The sequence below is a fragment of the Agrobacterium vaccinii genome, assembly GCF_021310995.1.
Lineage (GTDB): Bacteria > Pseudomonadota > Alphaproteobacteria > Rhizobiales > Rhizobiaceae > Agrobacterium > Agrobacterium vaccinii.
On record NZ_CP054151.1, the window covers coordinates 1 to 14,509 of the forward strand.

At 53.2% G+C, this 14,509-nt stretch carries 16 protein-coding genes and 2 pseudogenes; 9 read left to right on the forward strand and 9 right to left on the reverse strand.

Annotation, left to right across the window (positions count from 1 at the left end; translation table 11 throughout):
• Positions 1-460: 460 nt before the first annotated feature.
• Complete coding sequence (locus tag HRR99_RS15160) at positions 461-679, forward strand: hypothetical protein (protein WP_113090081.1); 219 nt, start codon at positions 461-463, stop codon at positions 677-679.
• Positions 680-720: 41 nt separating this feature from the next.
• Complete coding sequence (locus tag HRR99_RS15165) at positions 721-1,125, forward strand: hypothetical protein (RefSeq protein WP_233123575.1); 405 nt, start codon at positions 721-723, stop codon at positions 1,123-1,125.
• Positions 1,126-1,244: 119 nt separating this feature from the next.
• Here the strand turns inward: HRR99_RS15165 and HRR99_RS15170 are convergent.
• A pseudogene (locus HRR99_RS15170) lies at positions 1,245-1,367 on the reverse strand (VapC toxin family PIN domain ribonuclease); the annotation flags it as partial.
• 648 nt (positions 1,368-2,015) lie between these two features.
• Here HRR99_RS15170 and HRR99_RS15175 point away from each other — a divergent pair.
• From HRR99_RS15175 to HRR99_RS15185, 3 genes are all read left to right on the forward strand, one after another.
• The gene (locus HRR99_RS15175; RefSeq protein WP_233123576.1) at positions 2,016-2,183 is read left to right on the forward strand and encodes a hypothetical protein; all 168 of its coding nucleotides are present in this window, start codon (positions 2,016-2,018) and stop codon (positions 2,181-2,183) included.
• A gap of 424 nt (positions 2,184-2,607) precedes the next feature.
• Complete coding sequence (locus HRR99_RS15180; RefSeq protein WP_233123577.1) at positions 2,608-3,930, forward strand: type II toxin-antitoxin system HipA family toxin; 1,323 nt, start codon at positions 2,608-2,610, stop codon at positions 3,928-3,930.
• A gap of 16 nt (positions 3,931-3,946) precedes the next feature.
• Complete coding sequence (locus HRR99_RS15185) at positions 3,947-4,225, forward strand: helix-turn-helix transcriptional regulator (RefSeq protein ID WP_111840549.1); 279 nt, start codon at positions 3,947-3,949, stop codon at positions 4,223-4,225.
• A gap of 551 nt (positions 4,226-4,776) precedes the next feature.
• Here the strand turns inward: HRR99_RS15185 and HRR99_RS15190 are convergent.
• Positions 4,777-5,457, reverse strand: a complete 681-nt coding sequence (locus HRR99_RS15190) for an RNase H family protein (protein WP_338422845.1) — start codon at positions 5,455-5,457, stop codon at positions 4,777-4,779.
• A gap of 229 nt (positions 5,458-5,686) precedes the next feature.
• Between HRR99_RS15190 and HRR99_RS15195 the strand changes: the two genes are divergently transcribed.
• Complete coding sequence (locus HRR99_RS15195) at positions 5,687-5,920, forward strand: BrnA antitoxin family protein (protein WP_233123579.1); 234 nt, start codon at positions 5,687-5,689, stop codon at positions 5,918-5,920.
• Between the two features lie 313 nt (positions 5,921-6,233).
• On the opposite strand, the gene HRR99_RS15200 is transcribed toward HRR99_RS15195, so the two are convergent.
• Positions 6,234-6,494 carry a hypothetical protein gene (locus tag HRR99_RS15200; RefSeq protein WP_233123580.1) on the reverse strand — a complete coding sequence of 87 codons (261 nt, stop codon included), beginning with the start codon at positions 6,492-6,494 and terminating at the stop codon, positions 6,234-6,236.
• 76 nt (positions 6,495-6,570) lie between these two features.
• Between HRR99_RS15200 and HRR99_RS15205 the strand changes: the two genes are divergently transcribed.
• Complete coding sequence (locus tag HRR99_RS15205) at positions 6,571-6,795, forward strand: hypothetical protein (RefSeq protein WP_162694709.1); 225 nt, start codon at positions 6,571-6,573, stop codon at positions 6,793-6,795.
• A 419-nt stretch (positions 6,796-7,214) separates the two neighbouring features.
• Here the strand turns inward: HRR99_RS15205 and HRR99_RS15210 are convergent, their stop codons facing one another.
• Positions 7,215-7,961, reverse strand: coding sequence for a histidine phosphatase family protein (locus HRR99_RS15210; RefSeq protein ID WP_233123581.1), 747 nt, complete (start codon positions 7,959-7,961; stop codon positions 7,215-7,217).
• A gap of 381 nt (positions 7,962-8,342) precedes the next feature.
• Positions 8,343-8,675 carry a hypothetical protein gene (locus HRR99_RS15215; RefSeq protein WP_338422842.1) on the reverse strand — a complete coding sequence of 111 codons (333 nt, stop codon included), beginning with the start codon at positions 8,673-8,675 and terminating at the stop codon, positions 8,343-8,345.
• A gap of 205 nt (positions 8,676-8,880) precedes the next feature.
• On the opposite strand from HRR99_RS15215, the gene HRR99_RS15220 reads away from it, so the two are divergent.
• Together HRR99_RS15220 and HRR99_RS15225 are read left to right on the forward strand one after the other, a co-directional pair.
• Positions 8,881-9,369, forward strand: coding sequence for a cupin (locus HRR99_RS15220; RefSeq protein WP_233123582.1), 489 nt, complete (start codon positions 8,881-8,883; stop codon positions 9,367-9,369).
• Between the two features lie 343 nt (positions 9,370-9,712).
• The gene (locus HRR99_RS15225) at positions 9,713-10,810 is read left to right on the forward strand and encodes a hypothetical protein (protein ID WP_422387359.1); all 1,098 of its coding nucleotides are present in this window, start codon (positions 9,713-9,715) and stop codon (positions 10,808-10,810) included.
• A 54-nt stretch (positions 10,811-10,864) separates the two neighbouring features.
• Here the strand turns inward: HRR99_RS15225 and HRR99_RS15230 are convergent.
• The 4 genes and pseudogenes from HRR99_RS15230 to HRR99_RS15245 all read right to left on the reverse strand — a co-directional run bounded on the left by HRR99_RS15230 (position 10,865) and on the right by HRR99_RS15245 (position 14,450).
• Positions 10,865-11,757 (reverse strand): annotated as a pseudogene (locus tag HRR99_RS15230) (DMT family transporter).
• A gap of 656 nt (positions 11,758-12,413) precedes the next feature.
• Positions 12,414-12,797, reverse strand: coding sequence for a hypothetical protein (locus HRR99_RS15235; protein ID WP_233123584.1), 384 nt, complete (start codon positions 12,795-12,797; stop codon positions 12,414-12,416).
• A gap of 60 nt (positions 12,798-12,857) precedes the next feature.
• Positions 12,858-13,358, reverse strand: coding sequence for a helix-turn-helix domain-containing protein (locus HRR99_RS15240; RefSeq protein WP_233123585.1), 501 nt, complete (start codon positions 13,356-13,358; stop codon positions 12,858-12,860).
• 168 nt (positions 13,359-13,526) lie between these two features.
• Entirely contained in the window at positions 13,527-14,450 is a 924-nt protein-coding gene (locus tag HRR99_RS15245) for a nucleotidyltransferase and HEPN domain-containing protein (RefSeq protein WP_233123586.1), read from the reverse strand.
• Between the last annotated feature and the right edge of the window lie 59 nt (positions 14,451-14,509).

The following is a 14,509-nucleotide window of genomic DNA, read 5'->3' on the forward strand; positions in this document are numbered from 1 at the left end:
CGATACTATTATTGTAATTGCAAGACGTCAGCTTGTCGCCCTACTCAAACCATCTAAATCCATCCTGTTTGCCTTCCGTTCCCTTTGTCTAAAGTAGTCAAAAAGCTATATAAAACAATCGGCTAGTCTGCGCATACTAAATCGTCCGGAAATTCCCCGCTGAACCGCAGATCAAGATTTATGTGCCTTTCCAATCTATACGATTGAAATCTTATATATAATATATGAATCACCAGCATAATTATTATATATTTTCTTTCACCCGCTCACTTGGCTTGAGTGAAACAACATTCCAATTGGCAAGTATATATAATTGATTCACATGTATTGATATGCTATCTCATGAAAAATATATCTAAATGTGTGCAGATTCACGTCCCTCAAGGTTGCAGAAATGGATTGACTATTACAATCAGCTAGCAGACCATCTGCTCAAAATGACAGGGGTAGCGAAATCAACATGTCGCCAGAGCGCTTTAATCAATGTCTGCGAGTCATCCGCTGGACGCCGATCAATATTGCGTCCGCCCTGCAATGCGAGCTTTCGTGGATCGAGGCCCTTGAAGCGGGCAACAACGCCGTCCCTGCCGGTCTAGCCGAATGGCTCGAAACGCTTGCACAAGCACATGAGGCTCTTCCGCCGCCTATCGACTACAGAGGCAAACGGTCGGACCTCTGATCGTCAACACCGCCATCTTAACAATTACCGGATCACACACTATGAAACATGTCATTGCAGCACTGAGCTTCACAGCTTTTGCAAATCCAGCTCTTGCCGCATCCTGCGAGAAAAACTTCAGCGTTTCCGGCCTACCAATGGTGACCGCCGTGTCTTACAAGTCGTGGCAGGAGTTGCCTAAAGCAAAAGCCCCTATTGTCCTGCAAAAACTCGCGCAGGCCGTGGCCGCTGAAGGCTTCTCGGGTATCAAGATCGATAAGTCCTTGTCATCAATTGACGCCCATCAGGAAACCAGCGGAAGCGGCAGGATCCAGACGCTTCGGGTTGTTGCCAGGCAAAAAGGTGCAGCAGTTCGAATCGACGCCGTGTTCAATATTCAAGCCGGACAGGTCACCGATAAAAATATCGTCCGTAAAGGAATCTGCAACATCATAAACGGCGTTTAGGGCCGGCTTAACGACCGGTCCAACAGTATAAGGCCCTATGAACATGAAACCAACCCGCTCATATCAGCCGCCATCGAATAAGAAATGGTAGAGGGATGTGCATCAGTGTGTCTCTCAAATTATCCCTGCCACGAATCAACAATGATAGCACCGGTACCATCGAAATCCCGTACGTTCCGCGTAACAACGGTCAGGTTGTGAACAAGCGCGGTCGAGGCAATCAAGGCATCGGCCTCGTTACGGTCCTGCCTGCCGGGACAGGCCACAAGCGGTTGAAGGCCTCGCCGGACTTTCAGGTCGTAGGCGCATATCCTCCAGATCAGGAGGTCGACATACAGCGCTCAGCTCCGACGAAAGATATGCCGAGAAAAATCAGGGCGCTTGCTACTCCAACAAATGATCCGTAGAGGGATCGCCGGGTGCCTTGCAGAGGTTATGGGGCATGAAATAAACACCCATCCACATCAGGCAACAGCAATCGAAATTACCAGCGATACGACGAGATGACGGTCAAGGGCGGTGGATATAGTTCAAAAGGGGAACAAAATCCGTCATAATCAGTTCGTATCCATTGAGCGGCGTGGCGGCGCCACCGCTTGCATGTTGACCACGGATGTACTGGCGACAGATGATGACAAGCGACAGAAGGTCGGTGCAGTTGCCCCGACCTTTTTTGTTTCCAATATGTTGAAGACAAATGCGCACGCCGGGCTTTAACGCTGGTAACTCCTGCAAACACCGATTAGCGGTCCAAGCCGCACCTATAAGCCAGCGACAGACTGGGTATAAAGGTCCACATTCGAGACATTTTACAGGTCAGAATTCGCACGAGGCTCAACTGGAACCGGTCGGCGACCGATCGCATTTGATCGGGGTAAGGAGAATGCTGCATGAGCCAGACAGAGATCAAGCAATACAACGCCGAAATGCTCCAAGAAGTCTACGAGCTGAGTTTGCCAAAAGCCATCGAGGTTTTAGATCGCTTCGGTGGAGACAGCGCGTCGATCGAAAAGATGATGAAGCGGTGTCCTCGTCGGGGCCCTAAGAATAGACGCTAGAAGGGAAACAGGGGTCGTTCAATTACCGCACACCTTCGTATTTGGTTTTTCTGGTCGGAGCTGAAAACCTTCGTAGCAAGCACTGCACCAGTGGAAAATCAGAAAAGTTCTTGGGGCAGCGCGGTGCAGGCATCGCTCGAACATCGCAATCTATGACACTAAGTCGGGCTCACCGTCACGAGCCGTGCCAGCCCCAAGCCCGGGGTGAGATTTGCGTTCGCTCAACGTGCCTCTATCGCGCCATTCGGCGCGTCGAAACCGTCGAGATAAGAAACGTCGACGAACGAAACTTCCGTGGGGACCAATGTCGGAACAAGCACTAACTTATCGCCGTTCCATCACCGAATGAGGTTCTATTTACCCATTGAAATGGGTTGAATAAATACGTGAATCGCATTACTTGTACCACTAAGAGGGTCAATAAATGCGCTTCACGCTCCAAACCCATTTTGACGACGCGTGGCACCGTGCCGCAACACTAGAACTTAAGGACGACGCGGCCGGATTCCGGGGCGCGTCTATTGTCGATTACGATCTCGACTATTTCGTCAATGTGGCATCGGCGGAATTCGCGGCCGGAAAAACCGTCCGCGACCACCACGCCTTATCGGTCTGTTATCCTGTTGATTTAGAAAATCGATATAGCGGCAACTGGCCGCCTTTCCTCCTGGATCTTATGCCGCAGGGGCATGCAAGGCGAAAGCTTGCGGAGCACCTTAGCCTTGCTGAAGGTTCGCGCGCCTCCGATCTCCCGCTGCTGTTACGATCGGCAACAGGCGGTATAGGCAATATTCGGATCAAAGAAGCGTCAGACGAAGAAACAGAGCGGCTACGCGGTGTTGAGCGCCAAGGGGTAGCAGAAGTGGAAATCCGTGAACGGTCGGATCGCTTCATGGAAGTAGCCGACCGCTTCGGCATGCTCGCCTCAGGCTCCAGTGGCTTGCAAGGCGAGTGGCCGAAGGTCTCAATGACCCAGGCAGATAATGGGCTCTATTATCCTGACAGCTTCGTGAGGGATGACGAGGCTGTGCGCCATATCATCGTCAAACTGGTGCGCAGCAACGAACCTGTGGATCGCCTTATACTCGAAGGAGAAGCTCTCTATTCGCGGATTGCTCGCGAGATCGGCCTTAATGTCCACGAACCCTCGACCTATGCCGAAGGCGTCTTGATCATCCCCCGTTTCGACAGGAAAAAGAGAAAAGGCGGTGGCACTGTGCGGTTGGGGCAAGAGAGTCTTGTTTCAGCGATTGGCGTGGCAGATTTCGGACATATCGGCACACATGAGGCCTACATCGACGTTCTACGTCGATATTCGGCTGATCCTTTCTCGGACATAGTTGAATACTTGAAGCGCGACATTGCAAACCAAGCCCTTGGCAATCCTGATAATCACGGCCGCAATAGTGCGCTAAGCAAACACCAGGAGGGCACGATACGTTTGTCTCCACTCTTCGATTTCGCCCCTATGCGGCTGGCCAGGGAGGGGATTGTTCGCTCCACTCGATGGGCGACTATGCGTGAAAGCGGTCGCGATCATCGTCCCGATTGGAGAAGCATTTGCGGTGAATTAGCACCTGATCCTGCCGAGCAGAAGGTGTTAGCAACTGCGCTCGCCAAGTTTGCCGAACATCTGCGCCAAGTTCCTGCCATAACAAAAGATCTGGGAGCATCTCCGGAGATTCTAGAGCGTGCGATGGGACGCTGTATCGAAGTCGCAGACAGTGTTTTAGAGACATGCCAGTGACGGCGGGGAACAGGTGATGGCTCGTTGGAAAAAACCCACAAAAGAAGAAATCCTTGAGAACCGGAGAACACTGGCGGAGCGCGCGCGCACTGGGGACTTAAGGCTGCCAAGTGCTGTGCTAGAAATCCGCAAAGGGTTCGGTATGACGCAAGAAGAGTTCGCCAGGACGCTATCACTTACCCGGCGCCAAATCGCTGAGATCGAAACAGGAACAGGGAACCCGACGCTCGAAACATTAGAAAAGATCGGCAGGCTTTTCGGGTTCGGAATCGGTTTCGTACCCAAAAGCGGTTGATGCAAAAGCTGAATTGCGCGAGAACAAACTCCGCAAGAGCACGCCAGACCACCTCGCCCATCTAACGACTTCACCAGAAGCGTAAACAAGCGCCCGGCAAATGCCGGACCGAATAACAGCTGAATGCTACAGAGCCGATCAGAAGAGCACAGAGACAGAAGAGGCCTGTTTTCGCGAAGACTTTTGTCACCTCGCCCGCGAACCAATCAGGGGCGGACATGCCGACGCTGCGTAGAAGGACACCGACCAGCCGCCTCCGCTCGCGGATGTCGCCCTTTATTTCCATATGGCGAGCCGTGATCTCTTCGTCAGCTCCGGTCCCACGTAACGGCGTTTTTCACCCTCATCCGTCGGGCACTCAAAATACAAATACTTGCGTCCTTTGACAGGTACGGACACTAACCGACCATCTGACGAAAAGTCTGCTCGAATTGAGCATCGAATATCTGTTTCGCGAGTTCCGCGAATGCAGTATGATATAAAAGGTCGATTTGCTCCACGGGCTTCATAATATAAGGAATCTGCAAAAACCTTATAACGCCATCGCGGCCCTAACAAAGCGGAACGCAAGCCTTGGGAACGTGTCCGACTGGTCGATGACGACCGCTTTTCAAAGCCGCCCGCGCCGCTGCATCCGCCATCTCGTTTCCTTCGATTCCTGAATGCCCCTTGCACAAACGAATCCTGATCTGCGGAATCCGGCCTAGCAGATCATCGAGTTCCTGCCATAGCTTTGCATCCGGGATCGTGCGGCGTCGTTCATGGGAATTCGCTCTCACTCGCTTCCAGCCGTTGCCGCGCCAAATATGTCGCCATCGGTTACAGCCCTCTACAACATGGACGGAGTCCGTCCAGATAACTGCAGTGACCGGCGGAGCTTCATTCACAAGCCATGATGCCGCACGAACGACCGACGTGACCTCAAACGTGTTGTTCGATGTACCTGTCATGGCCCCTGCAGCGGAATGTATTTGAAGCTCGCCGTGTATGGCCACGAACGCCCAGCCTCCCGAGCGGGAGGCGGCATCGAAGGACCCGTCGGTATAAAGTTGAAGAGTATCAGACATGGAACGCAGCTTAGCACGCCGTGGAAGCCGGGCAAGGCGCACTCGCGCATGCGCAGCAATGGTAATTGCGGCAAAAAAGCTGTCAGCATATTGGTTTCCACGCGGAATTGAGCCGGTAGAGATGCGGACGAAAACTCGAACCACTAGATGACGTATCCCATGCATACACCAAAATGCCGAGCCGTCGATCAACCTCGGCAAGCAGGTTAATGCGCCTAGCGTTACAATGCGATGCTGCCCATCGGAGATCCGCTCGCACCAATCGACATTCAGGCTGGATAGCCCTAAAACACTATCAAGCTATCCCTCTGTCGAGCCTGGGACGTTAAGACGATCCACGCTTGCATCAGGCCGTTTGCCCTCATCAAAACACCGACGTCAAGGACGCACCATCATGGTAATGAAACCGCGCAGACCATCAGACCCCAGAGAGGCTGCCGAAGCGCTGTTTGCAGCGTCGAAAAAGGCGGCTGCACCCGCCGTGGAAAAACGTGCCATTCCTAATACAAAAGAGCTTGTGTCTTTGAGGATCGATAGTGATGTTCTTGCGTATTTTCAGGAAGACGGCCCCGGCTGGCAGGACAGAATAAATGATTTGCTTCGAGCCAAAATGTTGGCAGCCGAATGAACGGCAACCGATAATACGCGCCCTCATCAAACGATGAAAACACGTTCAGGCTCAGACAAAGGTGTATATTGTTTGCCTATCCCCGTGCAGACTTTTTTTATCACCTTGGGCACAACGTTCGCTTCGTTATCGATGCCAGCGGCAAGACATTTCGTCTGCTAAACAGGCGGTACACGAGCGAACCATAGCTTCCATTCTTGTTGGATTGAACGACGACATTCCAGGCGAAGGCCTCCCCGATCAAATCGCCATCGTGAAAGGTGGGGAAAGCCGCACTGTCATGGCAATCAGGAATCTCTAATCCGCCAACGTCTCAACAATAGGTTATTTCTGAAAGACCCAGTCGCCGCACTTGAGTCTCTGCGTACTCAATAGCACGGTCTTTCTCAGGGAAAGTGAACAAAGCCGACGCGCCTTCTTCGGTCACGCGCACTGACCAAAGATTATCGTCACCAAACAGTTCGACTTTTGCCAACAGGGCTTCGTCCACGCGATTGAATATGTCTGCCATGAAGTAAAAATACACACCGGCAGTGTGGTAGTCCAGTACTCGTGTCTGTACGATATCGTACATATGCTATATTAGGAATATCTTCATTAGTGGAACATTTACCGGCTTGTGCGATTGGGGGCCGTCTAGGAGAGCCCCTTTGAAAACAACCTACTTTTTCCATATGATCTATGATCAGCATTCCGACATCGATCAGAGGGGATCAGAGTTCTCCACATCCTATAGGGCCGTTGACGAGGCAGTTCTAACCCTGCTGACAAAAGCGTTAGATGCGCAGGTTTTTGGGAAACCATCCCCCCGCCAAGTTGCCGTGGTGGAGGGCGGAAAAATCCCAAAAGTGGTTGCGATTAGAGACGTAACGTAAATGAGCTGAGGCCGAACAGGAATTTCTAAACAGATCGACTTCAGTTTGACGGCGAATGATTAACCACGCAAAGGCTTCGGAACGCCATTGACCCTTGCTTGATGCATTGCGGCCACCAAATGCCAATCTTTACCACTGACGCTTCGAGGTTGATGCGTTCGAGAAGCGCTGCGCCTGCAATGCAAACCTATGGTGCAATCAACGTCCTTCGAGTATCCAATCTCGATGTACAAGCAAAGTAGCTTGTTCCCACTGTTTGCTCAGTTGGTTTTGCCAATTCCGGTCATTTGTTTGAACGCGAAACGTATAAGGCTGAGAAACAGGACAAAAAATCTTGGAAAAAAGACGAAATCTCAGGCTGATAGCCCGTTCGGTTGCCAGAAATCATTCGGTCTTTACCCGTTCGTACGCAGGGAATTTCAGGGCTGTGGCTCGGGCCGTATCGTGACCTCTGCGCCATAGGCTTGGCGCAGCTCGTTTTGGCCGGGCTCACGATCCTTCGCCTGATGTAGCCGCGTTGAAGTATATCCCATACCACCCGTTCCCTCGATGAGGGTAACGTCGGCATTTCCCGGATTGACGGATCGTTCGAACCAATCGACCGGATGCTGCAGGAAACTCATTTCAAATGCGCGGTTTGTAACACCGTGGCCGACAATCACCACGTTATCGTGGCCCTGTCGGGCCTCATGCATGATCGTCTGCAGGAACAGCCGCATGCGCTGCGCGACATCGGCGCGGCTCTCGCCATCGGGCGGTCGGGCGTAGAATTTACCGCTGTTGCTGCGCAGTCTTGCCCATTTCTCGAACTCGTCAGGAAACTTCTTCTCGCGCTCAACGTGGTCGTAGATTTCTGTGAAGAGCCCAAAATCCTGCTCTCGCAATAGATAGTCTTCACGTACCTTTTCGACGCGTTCGACCGGTAAAGCCTCGAGTACAGCGTCTTTGCTTTGCCGGGTGCGCAGAAACGGTGAGTACCATACGCGAAGATTTCGCAATCCGGGTTCCGCCAACCCCGCGAGATAGGTGGCGATCACCGCCCCAGCCTCGGCAGCCTGGCGGTATCCCCATTGCGTCAACGGTACATTGTGATCGCCAAACTGGCTGTAAGCCCGTTCGTCGAGATTGCCAAGGGATTCGCCGTGGCGAACAAGAAAGACGCGCATCAGCTATCCCGCTGCGATTGATAAGACGCCCCAGCGACCATGACCGCCGGCCATCGTGTCAGCGACCCGGACTGGATCGCCAAACCCTTATTATCATATGATTTTCAAATCACGAGACCACAAAGGCGCCAGTAAGCAACAAATCACTGGTGTGGCCTTACCAGGCCATTAATAGCCAACGACATCATCTTTACCGACTGATCGCCATGAGACCTGGATCACCGAACAGCAGCTGTAGATTTGTCCCATCGAGCCGCTGCTCGCCTTATCAAATCACCGACCTCATTCTCCACGGCGCTAGCCTGACGCAATAACTGACTGATGTTGCCGACAACCGACAGCAAGTGTCGATTTGAAGGTCGCGTAGGTGTTCGACCTCGGTTACAGAGAGAGGTCAAGATTTGCAACGACGGAAATCTTTGTGCCGCTATCAAGTACAATGTGCAGATCGCGGATCATACCTGCAGCCAAAAGAAACGCAGCGCGAACCTGATCGTCGTCTCGCCAGCCCCGTTCGACCGACAGAGCCGTTGTATGAATATCGAGTACGATATCGCGCCCTGGCCCTTTGGATATCCCTACAGCCTCTCGTAGGTCTGCAATCGTCGCGACGGCGCGCTCAAGCATTTGCCGTTTTTGAAGCGCATCAAGGCGCTCTATCCGATTGGCATCGCGGATAAGTTCGCCAATAAAATTCGTGACCAGGCTCATCATGCATGAAATGCCGGACGCATGCATTTTTTCAAGTCCCTGACTGGGTGAAACTTAATGAGTCCTGCTGTTTGAGAATGTCTGTGGTCCAACCGCATCACCGATGCCAGCCGATACTCATAGGTGCGAAGCTAATCGCCACCGGAACCTCACGGTCATCGTGATCTTTTCCACATTGAGACAGATCAACGGAACTCCGGAGACAAATATGGACATCGAGCACTTCTGGCTAACAAAAAGCGATTGGGTCCCCAACAATGAGCGATTGCCAGTCATCGTCTATCGCCAGATTAATCCAGATATAGACCCAGCTGGTTTCGAAAGTCTGTTTCTGAAAAATGGATGGACAGGCACATGGCGAAACGGGATTTTCGATTACCATCACTACCATAGCGGAGCGCATGAGGTCTTAGGTGTCGGACGCGGTCGCGCTGCGGTACAACTCGGTGGCCCAGAGGGACCGACCTTGGAAATAACACGGGGTGACTGCCTGATCCTCCCTGCCGGAACCGGCCACAGAAAGCTCACCGGATCGTCAGACTTCCAGGTCGTTGGAGCTTATCCACCCGGTCAGGAACCCGACATTCAGCGCGAGGCTCCCACACACGAGATGATTAAAACGATCCGTTCTCTTCCAACGCCTGCCACTGATCCTGTACAGGGATCCACTGGTGCTCTGCAGTCCTTATGGACTTGAACATAGCCGTTGCGAAGTCTCCTCTTCACGCGGTGGCGAACGCGTTTGGATAGCGCGCCCAGTCTCGGCAAGACATGCCCGGCGCTAAGGGACACCGCATTTCAACCCATCATCAATAACGGCTCTCATCGTCGTCCCACGCGTGCCATCGGTGGCGATCCCTCTCACATTGTCTTGGAAAGCGCTCCGAAAATGATACGCAACGGTTGCATTTATGACCATCGACGACGAAAGCTACGCTACCTGCATCGCGTTCAAATGGTGGTCCCCCTCTCCCGTTTCTTGATGCGTTCGCAACATCCCGTTCTGCCTCCTGAATACTGCAAAAATTATTTGAAAAGAGATCACATTGACCCCAGCGCTTCACCTTCCAAACCGCCCGTTTTCGTTGTCTCGCAATGTGATTTCAATTCCCCGCGCCTATATCTGGTCAACGCCCATCATTCTGGCACTCACGGCGTTTCTTCTTTTCTGGGAAGGACCAGGCGTATACCGAGATTTCCTCATCAGCCAGAACCCGATGGTAGTTGAGGACGGTGATATCCGGGATGGTCGATGCACGACACGAAAGGCAATCCTCACTGACTGCAAAGCACGTCTTGTCTACAGTTTCGACGCCAGAAGCTACGACACGAAGGTCGAAGTCATGTTCGTTGACTTCCACACGGGAGACTATGAGACCGAACTGGTTGTCTCGGCAGACCATCCCGAGTTGGCGACGATAAGCCTTGGTCTCGAAAAGCTATGGAACCGGATCATAACCCTCACGCTCTTTACTCTAGGTTTGGGCGGAATGGGTATCGGGATGATTTTTCTGGCGTTGCGCATTCTGAGGGTCAAGAGCCAGTTGTCCCGGCCGGCATTGCTCCAAACCGTTCCGGTGGAAATTGCTGAATTCGACCGCAAGAGCAATATTCTGTCCGTCACCTACAACGACAAGATCGCCGATGACAAAACTGGCCGATCCGCCTACACACGTTTTACCAACGGCGAAGAACCATTGATCGTAGGGGCAGCAGATGGAAAGCTTTTGGGCATGGCTGTGCGGCATGGAGCCACAGCTCTTCCTGTGCTTCTGGATGACCGCTTCAACCGTGTTGCTTTAACGGACGATGAGCGAGCCGCAGCCCTCATTCCTTTCGCAAATCACCCATCCATCGACGAGGTGCCCAACAGCGTGGCGCAGAAAACGACGATGTCGCCCCGCAGCGTCTTGCAAATTTTCGTCATCACGCTCCTCTTAATCGTTGTTGGCCTGTGCGGCTTTTGGCTTTGGTATGTAACCACATCGCCAACACAGTTTCAGACGCCTGGCATGGACATCAACAGCATGATGCCTCAACCCCTCAACAGCTGGGGCTGCGATCAACTGAAAGCACGCTTTGGTCATGATAGAGCGCCATATGGCTGCGTTGCAGCCGACCACCTCAGTTGGAAATAGGATATCCCTTTAGGCAGGGGCCTGCTTCGACACAGGATGGTTTGAAAGAACGGATTAACCCACCCGCTCCTTCGCGATTCTCACATTTCGGCGCTCCCAGCTGACGAGCACGAGACTTGCTGCCGCGATGAGGATTGCGCCGACAAAAACGTTGATGGCGGGGATTTCCGTCCAGATGGCGTAGCCGTAGACGAAGGCCCAGATCAGGCCGGTATATTCCACCGGTGCCAGCGACGAGGCGGGCGCATGTCTGAAGCCTTCATAGAGAAGATATTGGCCTACCGTCGAGACCAGCCCGACTGCGATCATGAGAAGCCAGCCTTGAGCATCCGGGTTTTCCCATAGCCAGGGCAAGGACAGTGCGCAGGCTATGCCGAACAGTGCACTGGTGGCGTACATCTGCGTTAGCGTCGTCTCGCTTCTGCTGACGAGACGAATGAGGATTGTGCTCACGCCCAGCAGAAGCCTGCGATGATGCACAGTGTTGCGGGGAGCCAGTTTGGAGAATTGGCCGGATTGGCCGCCACGACGACACCGACGAAACCGACCGCGCAGGCTATCCAGCGGCCGGCACCGACCTTTTCCTTCAGAACGAAGATGGAGAGAACCATCACCATGATGGGTGCGGAGAAATAGAGGGTGGTGAGTTCTGCCAACCCCAGATATCGTGCGGAGCTGTAAAACAGGATCCATGCAGCGAGCATGAGGGCTGCGCGAATGACGACGGTGCCGCGATATTTGCTTTTGAGGATGGACGGATGGCGGTAGCGGTATGCCAGCACGCTGGTGATCAGGAAGATGACTGCGCTTCTTACAAAAAGGATCTGGGGAACCGCGTAGCTTTCGACAAGCCATTTGACGAGCGCATCCTGAAGAGCAAAACAGGAGTAACCCATGGCCGCCAGCCCGATGCCGAAAAGCGGTCTTGCTTCCAATGATCCTGCCATGAATTTCACCACGATACTCTGATGGTTTGTCCTAACCGAGCCCAGCGACACGGTCCATCAAATACGTCAGCGTATTTCGACGCGTTTGCCCCGTGGTCCGGTCACGGCAGCCAAGCTCCAAAGCCAAGGGTAAAGCTTTGCTAGACATACGAGCTGGATGAGCGGACACCCAATCCAGCCGCGTTGTGTCATTGCCTCGCTAAACGACGTGGTTTAAAGCCCTCGATCTTTGCACATCGACGGTCTTGACGGTCAATTCACAGGCATCGCGCCCGTCGTGCCACACTTTGCAAATTTACCCTTTGTATCCTCGCACTGTACGGCCTTTTTCTTGACCGGCTCGCACTTTACAAATTTACCTTTGGCGTCTCGGCACTGCTCAGCGCTAGCTGGCGCCGTGACAAAGGAGATCAAGGCAACGTCAAACGCAAACCAAAACCAATTTCCACATATCCGGTTCCTCTAGTCGGGATCGACAACGCTATTGATATACCGACCCGGGAAAAATGCCAGATGCGGCCCGCAACTGTGATATCCAACAGCGGGAGGCCGGCGCCATAGATCGGCGTTGATCAAGGGTCCGCACCAGATCATCTGAACTGGCTCTCAAACCAACACTCGTGGTCAATCGCGCTGCGTACACCCAGCGAAAGGAGTCAGATCAGAAACCAGATCGCGGCCGCTGCGGTGATACAAAGAACCACGAAATGCTGCGCTGTTAGAGAGTATCCCGTCTTGCACGCGGGCATTCCAGGAACAGGCTCACCGACTGGCGGATATGCTCGTGCGCTCACCGCTGGGGACGCGACATCGGTCGTTGTGTCTTCCGGAGGAGAGCTGGGGGCTGCGGCAGACTGCATTGCCGACACGGCGACAACTCTTGTGGTTTCTTCGTCGGACTTGACCGTCACACGGATTTCGGAACCGGACCTGACTGCGTCAACGGCGTCGCGGGCCGCCGCAACCTCGTTATCGGCTTCAACAAGGGTGGTATAGGTGACGAGAAAAAAGGGCATCGCTTCCAGAACTATTTGAACCAAATTATCACCGAGAAAAAACAGTCGATCGTTCTGCCGGATTATAACTTTGCAGGGCCACGATCACTCAGCGCCAGATCGCGCAGCGAGCGGTTCAGCATCCGGCAGAACCCGATCCTCCTTTAGACCACCAAGAGACTGGATAAGATCGAGGACACGCTGGCGAATGCTGGCGTCATCAATCTCCAGGAATGCCTTTACCAACGCCATGCGCTCTTTCGAATCCAACTCCAACGGACGAAGAGTTGGTGCCAGCGAACCCTGATCCATCGATGTTTTCGGATCACCCTCGAAAAAGAAGGAGATGGGAACACTCAAAAGCTCAGATATGCGTTGTAGCCGGCCGGCTCCCGCGCGGTTTGTGCCCTTTTCGTATTTCTGAATCTGCTGCAACGTGATCCCGAGACGGTCTCCAAGCATGCCTTGGGTCATTCCCACCGTCGACCGACGCATCCGGATACGTGCGCCAAGATGAGCGTCGATGGCGGGTGGTGACTTTGTCATGAGGGGCGAAACTCCAAAACGTTCGGCCGAACCCGTGCAACAAATCTGTTGAAGCTGCAACTGCGCAACCCCGAAATTCTCGAGCGTTCTCTCACCTCTGCTGTAGCATGCGTGCCACTTTGCTGGACAGAGCAGACTTTAATGTCACCAACAATAAGAAGATAGACGAGCCTTTCGCGGGGGCAGCATCTGAATCTTTGACTATCATCAGCCAATTCATGCTTGCTGTTATGCTTCATCCGGCAGCACGTCCTGCTCCAGCATTGCGATGTGTTCGTCACAGACATTCTTTACCACCTCGAGAAGATGCGCCGTCCGCTCCCCAAGCCAGACAAGCGCCTCCTCGCTGATCTCGAAATGCTTCGAGTACCGCGCCTTCACATAGGCCTCGTTGATCGTGTTGAACCAGGCCCGCTCCCGATGGTGATCGCGCGGAAAGGCTTCCACCAATCGAAGGCTTTGTTCCTCTGCAAGCGAGCGCAGAAACTTGAGATTGTGAGAAGGTGGCGCGTAGTTTGTAAGCGTCAACAACACGCAAGTGTAAGCTTGCTCGATCAACTGATGTAGATCAAAAGCCGCCAGATCACGGTTGCCTCGGCTAATGTGAAAGGAAGCTCCTTCCGAAAACTGGCGGAGCAAATCTGTTCTGCTTTCAAATGAGTCCCTCGCGACCCTCAACCGCTCTTTCGCAGTGAGCGGCTTCGGCTCAGCCAATGGCTCGTCATCCAGTTCGTAAAGAACGATCCCGTCTCTGCGGATATCCGAGAAGAAGTAATGGCCTTCCTTCAACTGCGTGTTCACCTCACGACGCGAGTGAACGATGAACTGTGCCGGCGTTTCGATAAAGCTGTCGCGTATGAGACGATCGGCTGCTTTGTACCAGTATTCAGCAAAGTCTGTCAGCTTGCGATTGTTGACGATGACAAGCAGATCGAAGTCCGAGCGATAACCCTTCATCGTATGCGGTTCGTCGACAAAGGTGCCACGCGCATAGGACCCGAACAGGATGATTTTGAGGATGCGTCCGCGCTTCTTGAAGTCTGCTGTTCCCTCGCCAAGCGCATCCTCAAATTCTTCGTGCAGGATCTCGAGCGCACGGGCAAGTTCACGTTGCTTGCGTGGCGGGATATGATCGAGCGAGGACTTCATCATGGTAGCAGGTTCTGTTCGTTAGTGGTGGCGACGTCGACTCTCTTAAGGGTAGTGCGGAA